The sequence below is a fragment of the Pseudomonas viridiflava genome, assembly GCF_900602065.1.
Taxonomy (GTDB): Bacteria; Pseudomonadota; Gammaproteobacteria; order Pseudomonadales; family Pseudomonadaceae; genus Aquipseudomonas.
The window spans coordinates 30,721-54,044 of sequence record NZ_UWFN01000310.1 but is presented as its reverse complement, the minus strand read 5'-3'; the positions used below and the strand labels follow the sequence as shown (position 1 = coordinate 54,044).

General features: G+C 57.9%; 17 protein-coding genes. 7 read left to right on the top strand and 10 right to left on the bottom strand.

Annotation, left to right across the window (positions count from 1 at the left end; genetic code table 11):
• Window positions 1-24: 24 nt before the first annotated feature.
• Window positions 25-1,869, top strand: a complete 1,845-nt coding sequence (locus tag EE949_RS22695) for a sigma-54-dependent Fis family transcriptional regulator (protein ID WP_122666341.1) — start codon at window positions 25-27, stop codon at window positions 1,867-1,869.
• Between the two features lie 150 nt (window positions 1,870-2,019).
• Here EE949_RS22695 and cysS read toward each other — a convergent pair whose 3' ends face one another.
• Together cysS and EE949_RS22680 are read right to left on the bottom strand one after the other, a co-directional pair.
• A complete protein-coding gene (gene cysS / locus EE949_RS22685) occupies window positions 2,020-3,402 on the bottom strand; it encodes a cysteine--tRNA ligase (RefSeq protein ID WP_122666340.1) in 1,383 nt (460 codons plus the stop codon).
• Between the two features lie 9 nt (window positions 3,403-3,411).
• Complete coding sequence (locus tag EE949_RS22680) at window positions 3,412-5,106, bottom strand: glutamine--tRNA ligase/YqeY domain fusion protein (protein ID WP_122666339.1); 1,695 nt, start codon at window positions 5,104-5,106, stop codon at window positions 3,412-3,414.
• Window positions 5,107-5,314: 208 nt separating this feature from the next.
• On the opposite strand from EE949_RS22680, the gene EE949_RS22675 reads away from it, so the two are divergent.
• Both EE949_RS22675 and lpxH read left to right on the top strand, forming a co-directional pair.
• The gene (locus tag EE949_RS22675) at window positions 5,315-5,818 is read left to right on the top strand and encodes a peptidylprolyl isomerase (protein WP_099269824.1); all 504 of its coding nucleotides are present in this window, start codon (window positions 5,315-5,317) and stop codon (window positions 5,816-5,818) included.
• Window positions 5,815-6,570, top strand: a complete 756-nt coding sequence (gene lpxH / locus EE949_RS22670; protein WP_122666338.1) for a UDP-2,3-diacylglucosamine diphosphatase — start codon at window positions 5,815-5,817, stop codon at window positions 6,568-6,570. Before EE949_RS22675 ends, lpxH begins: the two co-directional genes overlap by 4 nt.
• Before the next feature lie 82 nt (window positions 6,571-6,652).
• On the opposite strand, the gene EE949_RS22665 is transcribed toward lpxH, so the two are convergent.
• From EE949_RS22665 to EE949_RS22645, 5 genes are all read right to left on the bottom strand, one after another.
• The gene (locus tag EE949_RS22665; RefSeq protein WP_122666337.1) at window positions 6,653-8,191 is read right to left on the bottom strand and encodes a DHA2 family efflux MFS transporter permease subunit; all 1,539 of its coding nucleotides are present in this window, start codon (window positions 8,189-8,191) and stop codon (window positions 6,653-6,655) included.
• Between the two features lie 64 nt (window positions 8,192-8,255).
• Entirely contained in the window at window positions 8,256-9,470 is a 1,215-nt protein-coding gene (locus EE949_RS22660; RefSeq protein WP_122666336.1) for an HlyD family efflux transporter periplasmic adaptor subunit, read from the bottom strand.
• A gap of 5 nt (window positions 9,471-9,475) precedes the next feature.
• On the bottom strand, window positions 9,476-10,951 hold the full coding sequence (locus EE949_RS22655; RefSeq protein ID WP_122666335.1) for an efflux transporter outer membrane subunit: 1,476 nt from the start codon (window positions 10,949-10,951) through the stop codon (window positions 9,476-9,478).
• A complete protein-coding gene (locus EE949_RS22650) occupies window positions 10,948-11,436 on the bottom strand; it encodes a MarR family winged helix-turn-helix transcriptional regulator (protein WP_122666334.1) in 489 nt (162 codons plus the stop codon). The genes EE949_RS22655 and EE949_RS22650 overlap by 4 nt, the downstream gene beginning before the upstream one ends.
• Before the next feature lie 262 nt (window positions 11,437-11,698).
• On the bottom strand, window positions 11,699-12,310 hold the full coding sequence (locus EE949_RS22645) for a tRNA-(ms[2]io[6]A)-hydroxylase (protein WP_122666333.1): 612 nt from the start codon (window positions 12,308-12,310) through the stop codon (window positions 11,699-11,701).
• 156 nt (window positions 12,311-12,466) lie between these two features.
• On the opposite strand from EE949_RS22645, the gene EE949_RS22640 reads away from it, so the two are divergent.
• Window positions 12,467-13,327 (top strand): universal stress protein, encoded by an 861-nt coding sequence (locus tag EE949_RS22640; protein ID WP_122666332.1) that lies wholly within the window; start codon window positions 12,467-12,469, stop codon window positions 13,325-13,327.
• Between the two features lie 115 nt (window positions 13,328-13,442).
• Here the strand turns inward: EE949_RS22640 and rlmM are convergent, their stop codons facing one another.
• Entirely contained in the window at window positions 13,443-14,510 is a 1,068-nt protein-coding gene (rlmM, locus tag EE949_RS22635) for a 23S rRNA (cytidine(2498)-2'-O)-methyltransferase RlmM (protein WP_122666331.1), read from the bottom strand.
• A gap of 218 nt (window positions 14,511-14,728) precedes the next feature.
• Between rlmM and acnA the strand changes: the two genes are divergently transcribed.
• Window positions 14,729-17,473, top strand: coding sequence for an aconitate hydratase AcnA (acnA, locus tag EE949_RS22630; RefSeq protein WP_122666330.1), 2,745 nt, complete (start codon window positions 14,729-14,731; stop codon window positions 17,471-17,473).
• A 288-nt stretch (window positions 17,474-17,761) separates the two neighbouring features.
• Entirely contained in the window at window positions 17,762-18,622 is an 861-nt protein-coding gene (locus EE949_RS22625) for a shikimate dehydrogenase (protein WP_122666329.1), read from the top strand.
• Between the two features lie 106 nt (window positions 18,623-18,728).
• On the opposite strand, the gene EE949_RS22620 is transcribed toward EE949_RS22625, so the two are convergent.
• Window positions 18,729-19,400 carry a TetR/AcrR family transcriptional regulator gene (locus tag EE949_RS22620; protein ID WP_122666328.1) on the bottom strand — a complete coding sequence of 224 codons (672 nt, stop codon included), beginning with the start codon at window positions 19,398-19,400 and terminating at the stop codon, window positions 18,729-18,731.
• Window positions 19,401-19,494: 94 nt separating this feature from the next.
• On the bottom strand, window positions 19,495-21,402 hold the full coding sequence (gene quiC / locus EE949_RS22615) for a 3-dehydroshikimate dehydratase QuiC (protein ID WP_122666327.1): 1,908 nt from the start codon (window positions 21,400-21,402) through the stop codon (window positions 19,495-19,497).
• A 576-nt stretch (window positions 21,403-21,978) separates the two neighbouring features.
• Here quiC and EE949_RS22610 point away from each other — a divergent pair.
• Window positions 21,979-23,316 (top strand): MFS transporter, encoded by a 1,338-nt coding sequence (locus EE949_RS22610; protein WP_162873873.1) that lies wholly within the window; start codon window positions 21,979-21,981, stop codon window positions 23,314-23,316.
• The last annotated feature ends 8 nt before the right edge of the window (window positions 23,317-23,324 follow it).

Here is a 23,324-nt window from a genome sequence, read left to right as displayed (position 1 = left end):
ATAAAAATACCTGCAGGATCCACCATGGCCATACACCGTGCATCCGTTGCTCATGACGCCATCATCCGAGACTCATGGTCCCGCTGTCGGGACTTCGGTCTGAGTCATCAGTCCAGACCCTCTTTCGGCCAATTGCCGACCGATCAGGTATCACAGTTACTGGAGCGCCATCAGGCGCTGGTGCACACCACCCACCAGGAAGTCCTGCCGTTTTACGAAAACATCCTCAGTAACTCCAACTGCCTGATCATGCTGGCCGATGATCGCGGTCAGTTGCTCAAGTCGTGGGGCACCCAGCGTTTTGTCGAACCCTCCCACGCACATGGCTTCATGGCTGGAGCCAGCTGGATTGAAAGCGCCACAGGGACCAACGCCATCGGTACCGCACTGGTCTGCGAACAGGCGGTGCATATCGAGCACAACGAACACTTTCTCAAAGCCAACCGCTTCATGACCGGCTCGGCGGCACCGATTTACGATGCGGCGCGACGATTGATTGCGGTACTGGATGTTTCCAGCGACAGCTTCCTGCCGCCTTCCCACACGCTGGGCATGGTGAAAATGATGAGTCAGTCGGTGGAGAACCGACTGATCCTCGACCAGTTTCAGGACAGCCACTTCCAGCTAACCTTCAACACCGGGCTGAACAACCTCGACAGCCAGTGGGCAGGCTTGCTGATATTTGATGAAAGCGGTCGGATCATCAGCGCCAACCGTCGCGCCGACAATCTGTTGGGGGTCAGCCTGATGCGGACGAACATCGAGGCGCTGTTCAATAACCCGACCGCTTTTCTGCTCAATCAACCGGAAGGCCTGCCCTTCTCACTGCTGGCCTCGGGAAACAACCGCTTCCACGGCGTCTTGAGACGGCCCAAACGCAAACCGTTGCACCTGCATGTTCTCCAGCCCGCGCCGAAACCGGTATTGCCCGATAGCGTGCCCTTGTCGGCAATCAGCCTGGGGGATGCCAAGGTCGACAAAGTCTTGCGTCAGGCTGAGCGGCTGCTTGAGAAGAACATTGCTCTGCTGATTCACGGCGAAACAGGGGTCGGTAAAGAGGTGCTTGTAAAAGCCCTGCACAACGCAAGCTCCAGAGCTTCGCGACCATTAATCGCCGTCAATTGCGCGGCAATTCCGGCGGAGTTGGTCGAAGCGGAATTGTTCGGCTATGAGAAAGGCGCATTCACCGGCGCGCACCATAAAGGCAGCATTGGTCTGATTCGCAAGGCAGACAAAGGCACGCTTTTTCTGGATGAAATCGGTGATATGCCATTGCCAGTTCAGGCGCGCCTGCTTCGGGTTCTTCAGGAACGATGCGTGCAACCGCTGGGCAGCAGCGAGCTACATCCCGTGGATGTGCACTTGATCTCTGCGACCAACCGCCATCTACGCGATGAGGTCTTGGCCGGGCACTTCCGTCAGGATTTGTACTACCGAATCAGTGGGCTGAATCTGGAACTGCCTCCGCTGCGTGAACGCACCGATAAAGCAGCGCTGGTTCAGCGCCTCTGGAATCAGCATCGAGACGTACAACAGACTCACGGGTTCGATCCAAAAGTACTGGAGCTGTTTGAGCGTCACCCGTGGCCGGGCAACTTGCGTCAGCTCAGCAATGTGATTCAGGTGGCGTTGGCGCTGGCAGACGACGAGGCTATCGGCACCGAGCATTTACCGGATGATTTTTTTGCGGACATGGAGATGGCTTTACAGGATATGCAGCCGGTCCTCAGCGATAAAGCACAGGTGCGCGAGGCAGAGGATCTGGATGAGCTGTTGCGGGCGGCGGGCGGAAATATTTCCCAGCTGGCAAAACGCCTGGGTGTGAGCAGGAATACGCTTTATAAGCGGTTGCGGGAAAGGCAGGGTTGAGCCACGACCGACAGTTGAACTGGAATGCAATACCTGTGGGAGCGGTGCTTGCCCGCGATACAGGCGCCTCGGTTTCAGATCAAACACCGAGGTACCTGTATCGCGGGCAAGCACCGCTCCCACAGGGAATCACCGCCAGCCGTTAGCGAATCAATCCGCCAACCGCCAGGTCGTGCCGCCTTTGCCGTCTTCCAGCACCACGCCCATGGCGGTGATCTGGTCGCGGATGCGGTCGGATTCGGCCCAGTCCTTGGCCGCACGAGCAGCCAGACGCGCCTGGATCAGCGCTTCGACTTCTGCCGCATCGACCCGACCTTCCGCACCGGCGCGCAAGAAATCATCGGCTTCAAGCTGCAGAACACCCAGCACACTGGCCAATTGTTTCAAACGAGCCGCCAGGCCCGACGCCGCCGTCAGGTCGGTTTCCCGCAGACGGTTAATCTCACGAACCATCTCGAACAGCACCGCACAAGCCTCAGGCGTGCCGAAGTCGTCGTTCATGGCTGCCGAGAAACGCTCCACGAATGCCTCGCCACCCAGCGGCTCGGAAACCGGCAAGCCACGAAGGGCGTGATAGAAACGCTCCAGCGCGCTTTTGGATTCCCTGAGACTGTCTTCGGAATAGTTGATCGCGCTGCGGTAATGGCTGGACACCAGCAGATACCGCACCACTTCCGGCGAGTATTTTTCCAGCACGTCACGGATAGTGAAGAAGTTGTTCAAGGACTTGGACATCTTCTCGCCATTGATGCGAATCATGCCGCAGTGCAACCAGGCATTGGCGTAAGTCTTGCCGGTGGCCGCTTCGCTCTGGGCAATTTCGTTTTCGTGGTGCGGGAACTCAAGGTCGCTGCCGCCGCCATGAATATCGAACGTCTCACCCAGGCAGCAGGTGGACATCACCGAGCACTCGATGTGCCAGCCCGGACGCCCGGCGCCCCATGGCGACTCCCAGCTTGGTTCGCCCGGCTTGACGCCTTTCCAGAGCACGAAGTCCAGCGGATCGTCCTTGGACTCGTCCACTTCGATACGTGCGCCAATGCGCAGGTCTTCGATCTTCTTGCGCGACAGCTTGCCGTAACCGAGGAACTTGCCGACGCGGTAGTACACGTCGCCATTACCCGGTGCATAGGCATAACCCTTGTCGATCAGGGTCTGGATCATGGCGTGCATGCCGTCGATGTAATCAGTGGCACGCGGCTCCATATCCGGCTTGAGGATGTTCAGCCGTGCTTCGTCCTCATGCATCGCATCAATCATACGCGCCGTCAGCGCATCGAACGACTCGCCGTTTTCACGAGCACGATTGATGATCTTGTCGTCAATGTCGGTGATGTTGCGCACATACGTCAGGTCGTAACCGCTGAATCGCAGCCAGCGGGTCACGAGGTCGAACGCCACCATGCTGCGGCCGTGGCCCAGGTGGCAGTAGTCGTACACGGTCATCCCGCAGACGTACATGCGCACCTTGTTGCCATCCAGCGGTTTGAAGACTTCTTTGCTCTTGGTGAGCGTGTTGTAGATAGAAAGCACTGAGGCTCCTTAAGACCACGAATCTCGTAGCGTTACAGTCCGGTTGAAGACTGGTTGACCAGGTTTCGAGTCCTTGATGTCCGCGCAGAAATAACCTTCGCGTTCGAACTGGAAACGGTCTTCCGGTTGCGCTTGCCCCAATGAAGGTTCAGCACGACAACCGGTCAGCACTTGCAGGGAATCCGGATTGATGTTGTCCAGGAAGGTCGCACCGTCTTCAGCTTTTTCAGGATTTGGCGAACGGAACAGCCGATCGTACAGACGCACTTCGCATTCGACGCTTTCAGCCGCTGGCACCCAGTGCACAACGCCTTTGACCTTGCGGCCTTCAGGGTTCTTGCCCAGGGTGTCCGGGTCGTAGGAGCAACGCAGCTCGACGATGTTGCCGTCGGCATCCTTGATCGCTTCGTCGGCACGGATCACATAGCTGCCGCGCAGGCGCACTTCGCCATTCGGCTCCAGACGCTTGTAGCCTTTTGGCGGCTCTTCCATGTAGTCGTCGCGGTCGATGTAGATCTCGCGGGAGAACGGCAGCTCGCGAACGCCGAGGTCTTCTTTCGGGTGGCGCGGCAGCTCAAGCTTCTCGACCTGACCTTCCGGATAATTAGTGATCACTACTTTCAACGGACGCAGCACGCACATGGCACGCGGAGCGCTGTGGTCCAGATCGTCGCGGATGCTGAATTCCAGCATGCCGAAATCTACCACGCCGTCAGAGCGGTTGGTGCCGATCATTTCGCAGAAGTTACGGATCGACTTCGGCGTGTAGCCACGACGACGGAAGCCCGACAGGGTCGACATGCGCGGGTCATCCCAACCGTGAACGTGCTTCTCATCGACCAGTTGCTTGAGCTTGCGTTTGCTGGTGATGGTGTAGTTCAGGTTCAGGCGCGAGAACTCGTACTGGCGCGGCTTGCTTGGCACCGGCAGGTTGTCGAGGAACCAGTCATACAGCGGACGGTGGCTTTCAAACTCCAGGGTGCAGATCGAGTGTGTGATGCCTTCGATGGCATCCGACTGACCGTGGGTGAAGTCGTAGATCGGGTAGATGCACCACTTGTCGCCGGTCTGGTGGTGGTGAGCATGACGAATGCGATAAAGGATCGGGTCGCGCAGGTTCATGTTCGGCGAAGCCATGTCGATTTTGGCGCGCAGTACGCGGGCACCATCTTCGAACTCACCGGCTTTCATGCGGGCGAACAGGTCAAGGTTTTCCTCAACGCTGCGCTCACGGAACGGACTGTTCTTGCCCGGCTCGGTCAGGGTGCCGCGATATTCACGTGCCTGTTCCGGGGTCAGATCGTCCACATAAGCCTTGCCAGCCTTGATCAGCTCGACAGCCCAGTCGTGCAATTGATCGAAATACTGCGAGGCGTAACGCACTTCGCCATCCCACTGGAAACCCAGCCACTTGACGTCGCTCTCAATGGCGTCGATGTATTCCTGGTCTTCCTTGGCCGGGTTGGTGTCGTCGAAACGCAGGTGCGTGACGCCACCGAATTCCTGAGCCAGACCGAAGTTCACGCAGATCGACTTGGCGTGACCGATGTGCAGATAGCCGTTTGGCTCAGGCGGGAAACGGGTCACAATCTTGCTGTGCTTACCTGAATCGAGGTCAGCCTGGACAATCGGGCGCAGGAAATTGGTAGGAATTGCAGGGCCTGCCTTTGAATTCGCAGCGGGGTCTTGAGTGGGCTTGCTCATAGGATCCTTGGACAATACAAGTGCGCGGCCAGGGTAGGCCGACTAAATCAAAGCGCTTATCATAGCCGAAGCTGTCAATAGGCTAACAGCGCCCTGTAAGAAAACCGTCGAGTTAAAAACTCGAAAGAATTATGTAACGACCTCTGTAAACTGCGCGTCAGGGTTATAACGCGTCCATTCACGAACTGCCAAAAGAGCGAATTCAGATATGTCCAAAGTAAAATTGACCACCAACCATGGCGACATCGTTCTGCAACTGAACGCTGAAAAAGCACCGCTGACCGTTGCCAACTTCATCGAATACGTCAACGCCGGCCACTACGAAAACACCGTTTTCCACCGTGTCATCGGTAACTTCATGATCCAGGGCGGCGGTTTCGAGCCAGGCATGAAAGAAAAGAAAGACAAGCGCCCAAGCATCCAGAACGAAGCTGACAACGGCCTGCCGAACAAGAAGTACAGCGTTGCCATGGCCCGTACCATGGAACCGCATTCGGCCTCCGCACAGTTCTTCATCAACGTTGCCGACAACAGCTTCCTCAACCACAGCGCCAAGACCACTCAGGGCTGGGGTTACGCGGTGTTTGCCGAAGTGATCGAAGGCACTGACGTTGTCGACAAGATCAAAGGCGTGTCCACCGGCAGCAAATCCGGCCACCAGGACGTACCGACTGAAGACGTGATCATCGAGAAAGCCGAGATCGTTGAGTGATATTGCTGATCTCCGATCTGCATTTGCAGGAAGAACGCCCGGACATTACCCGGGCGTTTCTGGATCTGATCGCGGGCCGCGCCCGCGATGCTCAGGCCCTGTATATCCTCGGTGATTTTTTCGAGGTCTGGATTGGCGACGATGCGATGTCGCCCTTCCAGCGCTCGATCTGCCAGGCGTTACGAGAACTGAGCGACAGCGGTACCCAAATATTCCTGATGCATGGCAATCGTGATTTCATGATTGGCCGTGCCTTCTGCAAAGCAGCTGGTTGCACGCTGCTGCCCGACCCGAGCGTGGTCCAGTTGAATGATGAACCCGTCCTGCTCATGCATGGCGACAGCCTGTGCACCCGGGACGAAGGTTACATTCGCATGCGCCGCTACCTGCGCAACCCACTGACGTTGTTTGTGCTGCGCAACCTGCCCAAGAGCACCCGATACAAGCTGGCGCGCAAACTGCGCAATGAAAGCCGCTCGCAAACTCGCATGAAAGCCAACGACATCGTCGATGTTACGCCCGAAGAAGTGCCCAAAATCATGGAGCACTTTGGTGTGCGCACCCTGATCCACGGCCACACCCACCGCCCTGCGATCCATAAGCTACAGATCGGTGATCAGGCGGCGCGACGCATTGTGCTGGGTGACTGGGACAAACAAGGCTGGGCTGTGCAGGTGGACGAGCAAGGGTTTCAGCTGGCGGCGTTTGATTTTGTGCCGGAGCAGATGGCCGCCCTGCCTCATCCCTTGTAGGAGCTGCCGAAGGCTGCGAAAGCGGTTTCCCTGACACACCGCTTCGCAGCCTTCGGCAGCTCCTACAGGAAAAGTTGCTACATCAATGTCCCCCGCCTGCCGCAGGCCCGGCCTTGGCGGTGAACGGCGGTTTGGCCAGCCAGACCAGCAGAATCAGGCCCATGAATATCCAGCCCAACAGATAGAAATAATCCACCGTGGACATCATGTACGCCTGGCTATTGAGGGTCTGCTCAAGTTGCGCATAAGCCGAAGGGCTCGCACCACCCAGTGCGTTCAGCGCATCCCGGGTCGCGGGCTCGTAGGTGCTGATATTTTCACTCAGATAAGCATGATGCTGATCGGCACGGCGGATCCAGATCCAGGTGGTCAGCGATGCCGCGAAGCTACCGCCCAGCGTGCGCAGGAAGGTCGCCAGGCCTGAACCATCGGCAATCTGGTTGGGCGGCAGGTCCGACAACAGGATGCTCAACGTCGGCATGAAGAACAACGCCACGCCCGCCCCCATGAACAATTGCACCAACGCAATATGTTCAAAGTCCACTTCATTGGTGAACCCCGCACGCATGAAGCAACTGGTCCCAATCGCCAGGAATGCCAGCCCCGCCAACAGGCGCAGATCGAATTTGTGCGCGTACTTACCGACAAACGGCGACATCAGTACCGGCAAGATACCGATGGGTGCCACGGCCAGCCCTGCCCACGTCGCGGTATAGCCCATTTGTGTCTGCAACCACTGCGGCAGCAGCAGGTTGATCCCGAAAAACCCGGCATAACCGCCGACCAACACCATGGTGCCGATGCGGAAGTTACGGAAGGCAAACAAGCGCAGATTGACGATCGGATGCTTGTCAGTCATTTCCCAGATCACGAAAACCGACAACGCCACGGCTGAAATCAGCGCACCGATGACAATGAAATTCGACTCGAACCAGTCCAGGTCGTTGCCCTTGTCGAGCACGATCTGCAACGCACCCACGCCAATGATCAGGGTGATAAGCCCGACATAGTCCATGGGCTGGTAACTGGTGACGACCGGGCGCTTGGCCATTTGCATGCGCACGACCAGCACCGCAAAAAGGCCAATCGGAATATTGATGAAGAAGATCCACGGCCAACTATAACTGTCAGTGATCCAGCCGCCGAGGATCGGCCCCGCAATAGGCGCGACGACGGTCACCATTGCCAGCAGTGCCAGTGCCATCCCCCTTTTCGCCGGAGGATACACAGCGATCAGCAAAGTTTGCGTCATCGGGTACAGCGGCCCCGCCACTACACCCTGCAACACACGAAAGCCCACCAGCTCCGGCATTGACTGGGAAATCCCGCACAGGAAAGAGGCCAGAACGAACAGAATCGTCGCCCACAGGAACAACTTCACTTCACCAAAGCGGCGGCTTAACCAGCCGGTCAATGGCAAGGCAATCGCGTTGCTGACTGCGAACGAGGTAATGACCCAAGTGCCCTGCTCCGAGCTGACGCCCAGATTGCCGGAAATGGTCGGCAAGGCAACGTTGGCAATCGTCGTATCGAGAACCTGCATGAAGGTCGCCAGCGACAGGCCGATGGTACACAGCAGCAGGCTGGGCGGCGTAAATGATGCGGGGGCGTTGGCGCTCATCGCGAATCCCTGAAAACTTGACGCTGCCCCGGCCGATCACGACCGGGGCATGCGGATTGGCGGATCAGCGCTGAGCAGTCTTGCCGGTCAGTGCGCTGTTTTCATGAATCAGGCGATTGATCAAGGCATCGGCCTCGGCCAGTTGCTGCTCATAGACGTTGGTGCTGAACGAAGCCTGCTTCGGCGGCTGCTGCGCCAATACCGGACCGCTCTGATCATGCAGATCGACATTGACCGTCGTGGACAGACCGATGCGCAGCGGATGCTTCGCCAGTTCTTCTGCGTTGATGTGGACACGAACGGGAACACGCTGAACGATCTTGATCCAGTTACCGGTGGCGTTCTGTGCAGGCAGCAGAGCGAATGCACTGCCGGTACCGGCACCCAGACTGTCGATGGTGCCGCTGTACTTCACGTCGCTGCCGTAAAGATCCGACTCGATTTCCACCGGCTGACCAATGCGCATTTTGCCCAGTTGGGTTTCCTTGAAGTTGGCATCGATCCACAGTTGATCCAGCGGAATCACTGCCATCAACGCGGTGCCCGGCTGTACGCGCTGGCCCAGTTGCACGGTGCGTTTGGCGACGTAACCGGTGACAGGTGCAATCAAGGTGCTGCGAGCATTGGCCAGATAAGCCTGACGCAACTGCGCCGCCGCGGCCTTCACATCCGGATGTGACGACACTTCGGTGTCGTCCACCAACGCGACGCTGCTGGCCAGTTGCTGCTGGACATTGCTCAAGGCGCTTTGCGCACTGATCAGGTCGTCATGTGCGTGGGACAGTTCTTCCTGTGAGATTGCCCCGCCGGCTGCCAGACTCTTGCGTCGGGTGTAGTTGTCCTGAGCCTTCTTCACTTCAGCGCGCTGGGCTGCCAGTTGCGCCTTCATGCCGTCGACATTGCTGTACAGGCCACGCACTTGACGCACGGTTTTGCCCAGATTGGCCTCGGCACTTTGCAGACCGACTTCGGCATCCGCAGGGTCAAATTGCAGCAATACCTGCCCGGCGCGGACCAGATCACCATCATCCGCACCAATGCTGGTAACGGTGCCGGTGACCAACGGGGTGATTTCCACCACGTTGCCGTTCACATAAGCGTCATCGGTGTTTTCATTCCAGCGGCCATACAGTTCATGCCAGGCCCAGACGCCCAGTCCGCCGAGAATGACCACTAGCGCCAGGCCAATCAGAAGCAGCTTGCGCTTACGTGGATTAGTGTCTTTTTTGCTGTTATCCGGAGCATTCCCGGAAGTGTTTTCGCTAGAGGCAGTGGCCATGACGATTACCTTGAGTTAGTCAGCGAAGCAGTTGATGAAGTGGCGTCGGAAAGACTTTCGCCCTCGAAACCACCGCCCAGGGCTTGCATCAACTGGATCGATAAATCGATTCGTTCGGCGTTGAGATCAGCCAGTTGGCGTTGTGACTGGAGTAATTGCTGCTCGGTAGTCAGCACGTCCAGGTAGTTGCCGATCCCCGAGCCATAGCGCTGGGTCACGGTATTGAATGATTGCTGGACCACGTCAGTGGCGTGCTGGCGAGCCTGAATCTGGCCATCAATGGCACGCAACTGACCGATGTTGTCGCTGACGTCCCCCAAGGCCCGCACCAGGCTCTTGTTGTATTGCGCCACGGCGAGGTCGTAATCGGCATCACGAGCATCCAGATCAGCACGCAAACGGCCGCCATCGAACAACGGCAAGGAGATGGTCGGAGCAACATTGAAGAAGCGGCTGGCCGAACCAAACATCGCGTCACCCAGCAACGACTCAGCCCCGGCAGCGGCACTGAGGTTCAGGTTCGGATAGAAATTGGTCTTGCCCGCCACGATGTTCTTGCTCGCGGCTTCAACGCGCCAGCGGGCCGCGACGATGTCCGGCCGACGTCCCAGCAACTCGGCGGGCAATGAAGTCGGCAAGGCAACGACCGCAGGCTTGAGTACGTTGGGACGGGCGATTTCCTGACCGCGATCCGGGCCTTTACCGAGCAACACCGCCAAGGCGATTTTTGCGCTGCCCAGGCTTTTCTCCGCGGCGATCAGCGCCTCCTGTGAGTTAGCCTCCAGGCTTTCGGTCTGCTGATACTGATACTGGCTGTCGATCCCGGACTGCAGACGTTGATTGCCCAGGTTGAGCAATTGCTGCGTGCGCTTGAGGTCCTCAGTCGCCAGATCATGAACGATGTAAGCCTGACCCACATCGCTGTAGGCCCGCGCCACATCGGCGGCTAAGGTCAGGCGTGCAGCTTGCTCATCGACTTCAGCTGCGCGAGCCTGACCCAAGGCGGCTTCCCAGGCAGCGCGCTGGCCGCCCCACAAATCGAAGTTGTAATTGAAGTTGACCGCCAGGCTGCGCAACGTGCTGTAGCGCCCGCCCATGCCACTTGGGTCCTGATCCCGGGCCAGGCGCGAGCGACTGACACTGGCGTCGGCGTCGACCGTCGGCATACGTGCCGCATCGGCAGCGTAAGCCGAGGCCATGGCTTGATGAGTGCGCGCATTGGCGACCTGCATGTCGGGGCTGTCGCGCAGGGCTTCGTTGATCAGGGCGTTCAGTTGAGGATCGCCGAGATTTGTCCACCAGTCACGTTTAGGCCAGGTCGCAGGCGACAGGCTAATACCTTGCAGGCTGTGTTCGGCTTGCAGGTTATTAGCGTCAAGGCTTTTACCTTGGGTGGTCAGGCCGCTGTAGTTGGCGCAACCGGCGACACTCAGGGCGATCAGCAACAGGCTATAGCGCGCCCGCGATACAGAAAGGCTCATTCTGCACCTCTGTCTTTGAAACTAAGGCGGGTAATGGCGATGTGATCGTTGGCATCGATCAGCACCTTGCTGAGAATTCTCTCCAGACTTGCCACTTCTTCCGCATCCAGCACGCCAAGCAATTCATTCATGGCTTCAGCGCCAATCTGCGGCAATTGGTCGGTGATGATTCGTCCCTGCTCTGTCAGGACCAACTGAACCTGACGCCGGTCAGTGGCCGATCGGGTGCGCTCGATCAGTTGCTTCTGTTCAAGCCGGTCCAGCATTCGGGTCATGGAACCGCTGTCCAGCGACAGGTGCCGACACAATTCGGCGGGGGTATCCGCGCGGAACTGGGCCACGATGATCAACACCTTGAACTGCGAGAAAGTGATGCCATAGGGCACTAATTGCTTGTCGAGGATGCGATCCTTCAGCGAATTGGTGCGGCCGATCAGCATGCCCATGATCGTCGACTGCTGATTATCAGGAGTGAAATGTTTCATGAATCCACCAAATTAGCTGCCTAGGCAGAGAATGTGGCGATATTACTGCTTAGGCAGCAAATGGCAAAGCTTTTATTAGCTTGCTTGGTATTTAAGGAAAAGTGTTTTGGCTGCATGCACAATCGTGCAGAGATGCAGTACCTGTGGGAGCGGTGCTTGCCCGCGATGCATGAGACGCGTTCATAAGACACACCGCGTTATCGTTTATCGCGGGCAAGCACCGCTCCCACAGGTACTGCATCAGTCTCAAAAAATCAGGGCCTCAAACTAACGCGGGCACACCGCTGTGAAACCGGAACTCTTCGTCCGGGCTTTCAATCAATTCGCGCTCGGCGAAGCGGATTTCTTCGATTTTGGCGTCGACATCAGCCTTGTCGCCATAGGTATAGGCCAGCTTCAGGTAGTCCTGAAAATGCCGCGCTTCGGACTTTAATAAACCGGCGTAGAACTTGCCCAGTTCTTCATCCAGGTGCGGTACCAGACAGGCAAAACGCTCGCAGGAGCGGGCCTCGACGATGGCGCCGACGATCAACGCATCGGTCAGTCTGTAGGGGTTGTGATTACGGACGAGCTTACGCAACGCTCCGGCGTAACGCGCCGAACTGACGTTGGCCATGGGGATTTCGCGTTTGCGGATAATGCTCAGCACTTGCTCGAAGTGCCGTAACTCTTCGCGGGCCAGGCGCGACATCTTGCTCAGCAGATCAAACTTGTCGTTGTACTGGAACATGAACTGGAACGCCGCCCCGGCCGCCTTCTTTTCGTTGTTCGCGTGATCGATCAACAAGATGTCCAGATTGCGCAATGCAGCCTGAACCCAGCTGTCGGGTGTGCGGCAAAGCAGGAAGGCTTCAATTTCGGGAATCGGGTACATAGGCTCACAGAAGGCCGAACGACAAGGCCGGGCATTATACGAGGGCGACCCGCGTCCGGCGATAGAAATGAGCTGACGTGCATCAACGCTACACCGCGAGCAGTGCAACTATAGTTGTGGAGTGCATCAGGGATAACGCACCCGGGAGAGAACGTCATGCAATCGATACGCAGCATTCTGGTAGTCATAGAGCCCGAACACCCAGACAGCCTGGCCCTCAAGCGAGCGCGGCTCATCGCCGGGGTCACTGGCGCACACCTGCACTTGCTGATCTGCGACAAGGAAAAACATCCGCACACGGCGGTGCTCGCGGAGGTGAAGCGGCGTCTGCTTGATGAAGGGTTCTCAGCCACCACCGAACAAACCTGGGACAGCAGCCAGCATCACACGATTATTCAGGTGCAACAGGCCGAAGGCTGTGGGCTGGTGATAAAACAGCATTTCCCCGACAACCCATTGAAAAAAGCCTTGCTCACACCTGAGGACTGGAAGCTGCTGCGTTTATGCCCAAGTCCGGTTCTGATGGTGAAAACCGACAGGCCATGGACAGAAGGCGTGATCCTGGCGGCTGTTGATGTGGGTAACCACGACGGCGAGCACCGCGCCCTGCACTACTCCATCGTCGATCACGGTTATGACATTGCCGCGCTGGCCAAGGGCCGTTTGCACGTGATCGCGGCTCACCCTTCCCCCATGCTGTCAGCAGCCGATCCGGTGTTTCAGCTCAAGGAAAGCATTGAAGCGCGCTATCGCGAGCAATGTCAGGCATTCCAGACCGAATTCGATATCGATGATGCGCACCTGCACATTGCCGAAGGGCCGGCGGATGTTTTGATCCCTTTCACAGCTCGGCAACTGGATGCCGCAGTGACCATCATCGGTACCGTGGCGCGCACCGGCATTCCAGCGGCGCTGATCGGCAACACGGCCGAAGTGGTGCTCGATTCACTGGAGAGCGATGTGCTGGTATTGAAGACCGAGGAGATCATCAAGCATCTGGAACAGCTGCTGGTGTAGCCTGCCGAATACACCGCAGGAGTGAGCTTGCTCGCGATAGCGTCTGATCAGGCAACGCTTTTTTGATTGTCAGGTAGCTATCGCGAGCAAGCTCACTCCTACAGGGGCAAGATGATTACCCCTTGCGCTTACCATCCAGCCGACGCAGATGACAGGTCACTTCTTCGCGGTCGTGGTACAGCTGCTTGCAGCCGATTTCGACACGAATGCCCCGTGCCTCGAAGCCTTCTTCAATACGTTGCAACAGACGGCTGACTTCGGCGTATCGCTGCTTCATCGGCAACTTGAGGTTGACCACGGCTTCGCGGCACAAGCCTTCGCCCAGCCAGGTTTCCAGCAAAGCGGCATTACGCGCAGGCTTTTCGACGATGTCGCAGACCATCCAGTCCACCGGTTGACGTGGCTTGTAGGTAAAACCGTCGGCCATCAAGTGCTGAACCAGACCGGTGTCCATCAGGCTTTCGGCCATTGGCCCGTTATCGATTGCAGCCACCAGCATGCCACGGCGCACCAACTGGTACGTCCAGCCACCTGGCGCTGCGCCAAGATCGACACCGGTCATATCCCCGGACAGACGCTCATCCCACTGATCACGCGGGATGAAGTGATGCCAGGCCTCTTCCAGCTTGAGGGTCGAACGGCTTGGCGCTTCGCGGGGGAACTTCAGGCGCGGAATGCCCATGGGCCACATCGCCGAGTTGTCGGCGTCTGCAAGACCAAGAAACACCTCGCGACCACTCTTGAATGTCAGCAGCAAACGCGGCTTGCGCGGGTCCTCTACCAACTTGCCAGCCAGGGTCAGCGCTTTGCGTAAAGGGGCTTCGAACTTGCGGCAAAAAGTCGACAGCTCCTTGCCATCATTCGTATCCACCACTTCCAGCCACAAACTGCCGCACGTCGCGAAATCAGCCATGTGCGACAGGATCACGCTAATGCGGTCGGTTTCCGGCAACTCCAGAAACACACCTCTGGCCCACTGACGGGGGAAGATCAGTTTCGAGAAGCGTTGGCCGTTCATCAATCGCTCGGCGCCGTCATCTTCCGTGCAGACGAATTCCGCGCACGCCGTATTCGGCTTGGCTTTGGCGTAGCCTGAGACATTGAGGCGCGCCGCATGCTCGGCGATTTCCGAACAGACTTCACCTTCGAAGCCCGGGCGACAGTGCATAAACAGGGTGTTCATGGGGTGCTCCTGAACACGTCGACCTATACGAGAGGGTTAATCTCAGCGACGCAAAAGGCGAGCATGATAGCTGAATCAGGAACCAGTGGAGCGAACGGCTGGTCCAGTACTACACAAGCCATCAATAACAAGCGGCGCAAAAACTGAAGCGACGCCAGCTTGCAAAGGATTTCAATCGTCCAGTCCGTACCGTGCGGACGCGTCAAAGGAGTTATTTCATGCCCTCCCTCGATAGCCTGAACAGCCTTAAAACACTCGAAATCGATAACAAGACCTACCACTACTTCAGCTTGCCGGAGGCCGCCAAAACCCTGGGCGACCTGGACAAGCTGCCAATGTCTCTCAAGGTGTTACTGGAGAACCTGCTGCGCTGGGAAGACAACAAGACCGTGACCGGGACTGATCTCAAATCGCTGGCCGCCTGGCTGGGCGAACGGCGTTCCGACCGGGAAATTCAATACCGCCCTGCACGGGTGCTGATGCAGGACTTCACGGGTGTGCCGGCGGTGGTCGATCTGGCGGCCATGCGCGCCGCAGTCGCCAAAGCCGGCGGCGATCCGCAACGGATCAACCCGTTATCTCCAGTGGATCTGGTCATTGATCACTCGGTGATGGTCGACAAGTTCGGCGATGCCGATTCGTTTTCGCAAAACGTCGATATTGAAATGGAGCGTAACGGCGAGCGTTATGCCTTTCTCCGCTGGGGCCAAAGCGCCTTCGACAATTTCAGCGTGGTGCCGCCTGGCACCGGGATCTGCCATCAGGTGAATCTCGAGTACCTGGGTCGCACGGTCTGGACCAAGGACGAGGACGGCCGCACGTATGCGTTCCCGGACACACTGGTGGGCACCGATTCGCACACCACCATGATCAATGGCCTCGGTGTGCTGGGCTGGGGCGTGGGCGGTATCGAAGCGGAAGCAGCGATGCTTGGCCAGCCAGTGTCGATGCTGATCCCGGAAGTGATCGGTTTCAAACTCAATGGCAAACTCAAGGAAGGCATCACTGCTACCGATCTGGTGCTGACCGTCACGCAAATGCTGCGTAAGAAAGGTGTGGTCGGTAAATTCGTCGAATTCTATGGTGATGGTCTGGCTGACCTGCCGCTGGCGGATCGGGCGACCATCGCCAACATGGCACCAGAATACGGAGCCACCTGCGGCTTCTTCCCGGTTGACGAAGTCACTCTGGAGTACCTGCGTCTTTCCGGCAGGCCTGACCAGACGGTGAAACTGGTCGAAGCCTATTGCAAAGCGCAGGGCCTGTGGCGGCTGCCAGGTCAGGAACCGGTGTTCACTGACAGCCTGGAACTCGACATGGGCACTGTCGAGGCGAGCCTGGCCGGGCCGAAACGGCCTCAGGATCGTGTCGCCCTGCCCAATGTCGCCCAAGCGTTCAGCGACTTCCTCGGACTGCAATTCAAACCGGCTCAAAAAGATGAAGGTCGTCTGGAAAGCGAAGGCGGTGGGGGCGTCGCAGTCGGCAATGCCGATCAGGTGACCGGCGAAGCTGACTATGAATACGAGGGCCGCACGTATCGCCTGAAAAACGGCGCGGTCGTGATCGCAGCGATCACCTCCTGCACCAACACCTCCAACCCCAGCGTGATGATGGCCGCGGGGTTGGTGGCCAAAAAAGCCGTGGAAAAAGGTCTGACAACCAAGCCGTGGGTAAAAACCTCTCTGGCTCCCGGCTCCAAGGTAGTGACCGATTACTACAAGGCTGCGGGGCTGACTCAATACCTCGACGCATTGGGCTTTGATCTGGTGGGCTACGGCTGCACCACCTGCATCGGCAACTCCGGGCCGCTGCCCGAGCCGATTGAAAAAGCCATCCAGCAGTCGGATCTGACGGTGGCTTCGGTGCTGTCCGGCAACCGTAATTTCGAAGGCCGCGTACATCCCCTCGTCAAAACCAACTGGCTGGCCTCGCCGCCGCTGGTCGTAGCCTATGCCCTGGCGGGCAGCGTGCGTGTCGACATCAGCAGCGAATCACTGGGCGAAGGTAAAGACGGGCAGCCGGTGTATCTGCGCGATATCTGGCCGAGCCAAAAGGAAATTGCCGAAGCCGTCGAGCAGGTCAATACCGGGATGTTCCACAAGGAATACGCCGAGGTGTTTGCCGGTGACGAGCAATGGCAGGCCATCGAAGTGCCGCAGGCCGCGACGTACGTCTGGCAGGACGACTCCACATATATCCAGCATCCGCCCTTTTTCGAAGACATTGCCGGTCCTCTGCCGGTCATCGAAGACGTCCACAGCGCACGCGTGCTGGCGATGCTGGGCGACTCGGTGACCACCGACCATATTTCCCCGGCGGGCAATATCAAGACCGACAGCCCGGCGGGCCGTTATCTGCGCCAACAAGGCGTCGAGCCTCGGGATTTCAACTCGTACGGCTCACGTCGTGGCAACCATGAAGTGATGATGCGCGGCACCTTCGCCAATATTCGTATCCGCAACGAGATGCTTGGCGGTGAGGAAGGCGGCTATACCCTGCACGTGCCTACCGACGAGAAGCTGCCGATCTACGATGCAGCCATGCGTTACCAGGCTGAAAAAACGCCGTTGGTGGTCATTGCCGGTCAGGAGTATGGCACCGGCTCAAGCCGTGACTGGGCAGCGAAAGGCACCAACTTGCTGGGTGTGAAAGCGGTCATTGCTGAGAGCTTCGAGCGTATTCACCGGTCCAATCTGGTGGGCATGGGTGTACTGCCGCTGCAGTTCAAGAATGGGCAGAGCCGCAAGACACTTAACCTGACCGGCAAGGAGACGCTGGATATCAGCGGCCTGACCCATGCCGAGCTTCGACCGGGCATGAGCCTCAAGCTGACGATCACCCGTGAAGACGGCGCTCAGGAAGTCCTAGATGTGCTGTGCCGCATCGACACGCTGAATGAGGTTGAGTACTTCAAGGCGGGCGGGATTCTGCACTATGTGTTGCGGCAGTTGATTGCTTCTTGAGTAGCTCAGGGACCTACTGACAGGACCCAATCCTGTGGGAGCAGTGCTTGCCTGCGATAAACGATAACGCGGTATGTCTTCTAGCTGTGTCTTCTGCATCGCGAGCAAGCTCGGCTCCCACAGGATCTCATTCCATTCCATTTCAGGTTCATCAACAAGGGCGATAACCGAACAGATTTATCGTCTTGCCTTCATCTTGGCTCTTCCGCAAAATTAACCATCTGGTACATTTTGCTGAAACCGCATCCTTCGATCCCGGGATGCGGCATCTAATAAGAGCCGATCGCCATGACTGTAAACCGTAAACCGTCCATTCTAGCGGGCCTTATCGGCTCCGGTATCCAGGCTTCTCGCACCCCCGCACTGCACGAACATGAAGGTGATGCCCAAGGCATTCGCTACCTTTATCGATTGCTTGACCTTGATGCCCTTAAACTGGACATCACCGCCCTGCCCGACCTGCTCAACAGCGCTCAACACATGGGCTACACAGGTCTGAATATCACTTTCCCCTGCAAGCAAGCGGTGATCCCGTTACTGGATGACCTGTCGCCTGAAGCCAGAGGCATCGGCGCGGTGAACACGGTGCTGTTCAAGGACGGTCAGCGCATCGGCCACAACACCGACTGCCTGGGTTTTGCCGAAGGTTTCCGCCGCGGGCTCAATGATGTGCGCCGCAGGCGCGTGGTGCAGATGGGCGCTGGCGGTGCTGGCGCGGCGGTGGCCCATGCCTTGCTGGCTGAAGGTGTCGAGCAATTGAGTATTTTTGAGGTGGACCCGGCGCGAGCACAGGGTTTGGTGGACAACCTCAACGCCCATTTCGGCGAAAATCGGGCGTTGGTCGGGCGGGATTTGCGCGAAGCCATGGCGGCGGCTGACGGCCTGGTCAACACCACCCCGGTCGGCATGACCAAACTGCCCGGTACTCCGTTGCCACCCGAACTGCTGCACAAAGACCTGTGGGTCGCAGAAATCATTTATTTCCCGCTGGAAACCGAACTGCTCAGGCATGCACGCGCCCTGGGATGCCGCACGCTGGATGGTGGCACCATGGCGGTGTTTCAGGCGGTCAAGGCGTTTGAGCTATTCAGCGGTCAGACTGCGGATGCCGGGCGCATGCAGGAGCACTTCGCAGGTATGGGTGATTAAGAGCGACACACTTGTAGGAGCTGCCGCAGGCTGCGAATGGCGACGTAACAAGTAATGCTTTCGCAGCCTTCGGCAGCTCCTACAAGGATTCGGTGCACTTGGCGATTCAAGGCCGCAGGTAACGGCTCACCGAATCACACAGCATCGCCTTGTGCCGCTGTTTGATCTCGTCGTTGACCAATTCAATCTGAAATATCTCGGAAAAGGTGTGGCGGTTTGAAATCCGGTAAAAACAGAACGAGCTGATCATCAGATGCAGGTCAATAGCGTTCACGCCTTGGCGAAACACGCCTTCGTGTTCCCCGCGGCGCAGGATTTTGTCGAGAATGCTGACAATGTTCTGGCTCAGCTCGCGAATCGTCGGTGACTGTTTGACGTTCTCGCCGTTATGGATGTTCTCGATGCAGACGATCCGCACGAAGTCGACGTTGCGGTCATGGTGATCAAACGTGAATTCCACCAGTCGCTCGATGGCTTGCATCGGCTCCAGTGCATCCAGATTGAGCCCGCTTTCAGTGCGGCGAATATCGCCATAAAGCTTCTCCAGAACCTCGGCGTACAACTGCTCCTTACTGTTGAAGTAGTAATAGATCATTCGCTTGGACGTTTTGGTACGCTCTGCGATGGCATCGACCCGCGCCCCCGATAACCCCTGCGCGACAAATTCGGCGATGGCCGCCTGCAGGATGTCATCCCGGGTTTTTTCCGGATTATTCTTGCGCCCCGTCAGTGATACCCGCGAAGGTGAAATCACAGGGGTGTCGTCGATAGTTTTCATTCAGGTCGGTAACCACGGTCAGATCGGGGCGGGGCTATGTTTCCACATAGTCCTGGTTCCGCCCTCGAAGCTCAAGATGACTGCGCTACATGGATCAAAGCCGGGCCTGACGAGCGGCTCCGCTGCGTGTCTTGGCCATGGCGGCCAGACGTACTGCAACGTTGGCGGCGCCGTAACCCACATAGCCATTCTTGCGTTGCAGGATTTCGAAGAAGAAGCGATCGTCGAACGGCTCGGTGTACACGTGAAACAGCTCGCCACCATTGGCGTCGCGGTCATAGAGCACATTGTAGTAAGCCAGTTCGCTGAGGAATTCGTCGTCGAAATCAAAGCGCGCGGCCAGATCGTCGTAGTAATTGAGCGGGATGTCCAGCAGCTTCAAGCCAGCCTCTTTAGCCCGGCTGACTTCGGCGAAGATATCCTCGCAGGCAAAAGCAATGTGGTGTACGCCTGAGCCTCGGTAACTGGACAGCGCGTGGGATATCGCGGTGTTGCGGTTTTCCGAGATATTCAGCGGTAAACGGACCGTGCTGCAGCGGCTGCGCAACGCACGGCTTTTCACCAGACCGTAAGGGTCGGGCAGCACCACTTCGTCGTCGGCTTCGAAATCCAGCAGGCTTTTATAGAACAGCACCCAACTGTCGAGACTGTCGGCCGGCAACGCCATGGCCATATGATCGATGCGCTGCAAGCCACCACCGGCCGGGGCGTTCGGGTTAACGACAAAGTCGATGTCGTAGATCGACTCACCCGGCACAGCAGGCTCAACCAGATAAATCAGACTGCCATCCGGTGCACGGACCGACGGCACTTCCCGCTCATTAGGCCCGACCAGCCCGCGATACGGCTGACCTTTGAAAGCCTGGGCACGTTCCAGCGCTGCCGAGCCGTTCTCGACCCGCAATGCGGTGGCGCACAGCGACGGACCATGGGCCTCAAAGAAACTGTGAGCAAACGAATAGGGCTCGGCATTGAGCACGATCTTGATATCGCCCTGCCCCATCAGGCTGACGGCCTTGGAGCGGTGCTGCCCGAGTTTCGCAAAACCGAGATTACCCAGCCAACCGGCCAAACGCGCGCCTTGCGCATCGTCCACCGCAAACTCTAGAAACTCGACGCCGTTGTAAGTACTCGCTGGCGGCGGGCTGAACAGCAGGTCTTTGGCTACCGGCTGATTCTGTTCCTCCAGCAGCAGACGGGTTTTCTCCTCCAGATACAGCAAGGAGCGCAGGCCATCGGCCGCATTCGCGCGAGGTGGTGCGGCACGGAACCCGTCGTTGAAGATTTCCAGAGACAGCGGCCCGGTGTAGCCGCTTTTCAGAATCGGTGCGAGGAAGCCTGGCAGATCGAACTCGCCCTGGCCCGGGAAGCACCGGAAGTGACGGCTCCATTCCATGACGTCCATGGCCAGAATGGGTGCGTCGGCCATTTGCACGAAAAAGATCTTGTCGCCGGGAATCTGTGCAATGGCACTCGGATCGCCCTTGAGCGACAAGGTATGAAAGCTGTCGAGCAGAACGCCCAATGCCGGATGATCAACCTGCCTGACCAGATTCCAGACCTGTTCCCAGGTATTCACATGACGGCCCCACGCCAGCGCCTCGTAACCGACCCGCAACTGACGGGCTCCGGCGCGCTCGGCCAGCATCGCCAGATCGTCACGGAGAATACTTTCATCGCCCACCGAATCGGCAGCGGCATTGCTGCAGACCAACACCAGGTCAGTGCCCAGCTCCTGCATCAAATCAAACTTGCGCTCGGCGCGGTCAAGGTTGCGGGACAAGCGATCGCGACGGCAGCCTTCAAAGTCACGGAACGGCTGAAACAAGGTAATGGCAATGCCCAGATCAGCGCAGATCTGCCGTACATGGCGGGGGCTACCGTCGTAGTAAAGGAGGTCGTTTTCGAAAATCTCGACACCGTCAAAGCCGGCAGCGGCGATGGCTTCGAGTTTTTCCGGCAGGGTTCCACTCAAGGAAACGGTGGCAATCGAACGTTGCATGGTTGACTCCTGTGAGGTGCGACCTCTGCGGATCGCATGTCTGGTGCTGCCCAGTACCCCGAGCGGCACTGCACGGATTCTGGGTAACTGAATTATTCTCCCGGCCATCGGCCATCGCAATTCATAATGTACCAGACAGTTAGTTTATCGTTCGATAATCGCCCAAAAGCAGGTTTGTCTGATTGACGCTTTTGTCGGGCATGCGCAACATCAGCCTCACTTTGTCGGACAAGGACAACCGCCCGAAGTTGATAACAACCTTGCAAGCACACCATAACAATTTCAAAAACAGGGTCATGCACATGCCTTCATATACTGTTTTCCCCCTCCTCCGTCCAAGCCCTGGTGGCTCCTGCGCCCGGAGTCGTGTGCCGATGAACGCCCTTCTATCAGCGGTATTGCTAGAAACGCGTATCGGATCGGCCTCAGCCTGATTAAAATCCAGCGCCCACGAAATCGGCTCCTGCGGCTTGCCTGTCGCTTTAGCGCACTGCGGCCCCTGATGGCCACGATTCGAGACGCTTTTACAGCTTGATTCGGGGTTTACCCCTGAGTCCTGGAACGGACGGCTTAACCATGATTCACACACACTCTGCTGCCAAGACGGCTAACGTCGTTCACCCGCATGCCAGCATGGGCGAAAAAATCCGCGGCGCCATGGCCGTCGGTAAAGTTCGCTGGGGCATGCTCGCGCTGGTATTTTTTGCCACCACCCTGAACTACATCGACCGCGCCGCCCTCGGCGTCATGCAGCCCATCCTGGCCAAGGAAATGGGCTGGACAGCGATGGATTACGCCAACATCAATTTCTGGTTCCAGGTCGGCTACGCCGCTGGTTTCCTGCTGCAAGGACGCTTCATTGACCGGGTCGGCGTGAAGCGCGCGTTCTTCCTCGCCGTCTTGCTGTGGAGCGTTGCTACCGGCGCCCACGGCCTGGCGACCTCAGCCACCGGCTTTATGATCTGCCGGTTCATTCTGGGCCTGACCGAAGCGGCCAACTACCCGGCATGCGTGAAAACAACGCGGCTGTGGTTCCCTGCCGGTGAACGCGCCATCGCCACCGGCATCTTCAATGCCGGGACCAACGTGGGAGCGATGCTCACACCGGCACTGCTGCCATTTATCCTGACCATCTGGGGCTGGCAAGCCGCGTTCGTCAGCATGGGTCTGCTCGGCCTGGTCTGGGTCGTGACCTGGCGGTTGAAGTACTACAACCCCGAAGAACACCCAAGCGTCAGCCAGACCGAACTGGACTACATCAACCAGAATCCTGAGCCAGAACCGGTCAAGGTGCCGTTCTCGCATATTCTGAAGATGCGCGGCACCTGGGCTTTCGCCATTGCCTACTCGCTAACCGCGCCGGTGTTCTGGTTCTACCTGTATTGGTTACCACCGTTCCTTAATCAGCAATACAACCTTGGCATCAGCGTGACCCAGATGGGCATTCCGTTGATCCTGATCTGGCTGACCGCAGACTTCGGCAGCATCGGCGGCGGCATTCTCTCGTCCTGGCTGATTGGCCGGGGCATGCGCGCCACTACCGCAAGATTGCTGTCGATGCTCCTGTTCGCAATCACGATCTGCAGCGTGGTATTTGCCGCCAACGCCAGCGGACTCTGGGTAGCGGTGTTGGCGATCTCCCTTGCGGTCGGCGCGCATCAGGCCTGGACCGCAAATATCTGGAGCCTGGTGATGGACTACACCCCCAAGCACCTGATGAGCACCGTGTTCGGCTTCGGCGGCATGTGTGCGGCGATCGGCGGGATGTTCATGACCCAGATCGTCGGTGCGGTATTGACTGCAACCAATAACAATTACAGCGTGTTGTTCACGATGATCCCGGCGATGTACTTCATTGCCCTGACCTGGATGTACTTCATGGCACCGCGCAAAGTCGAATCGCTCAAGGACTAAATAGTCCC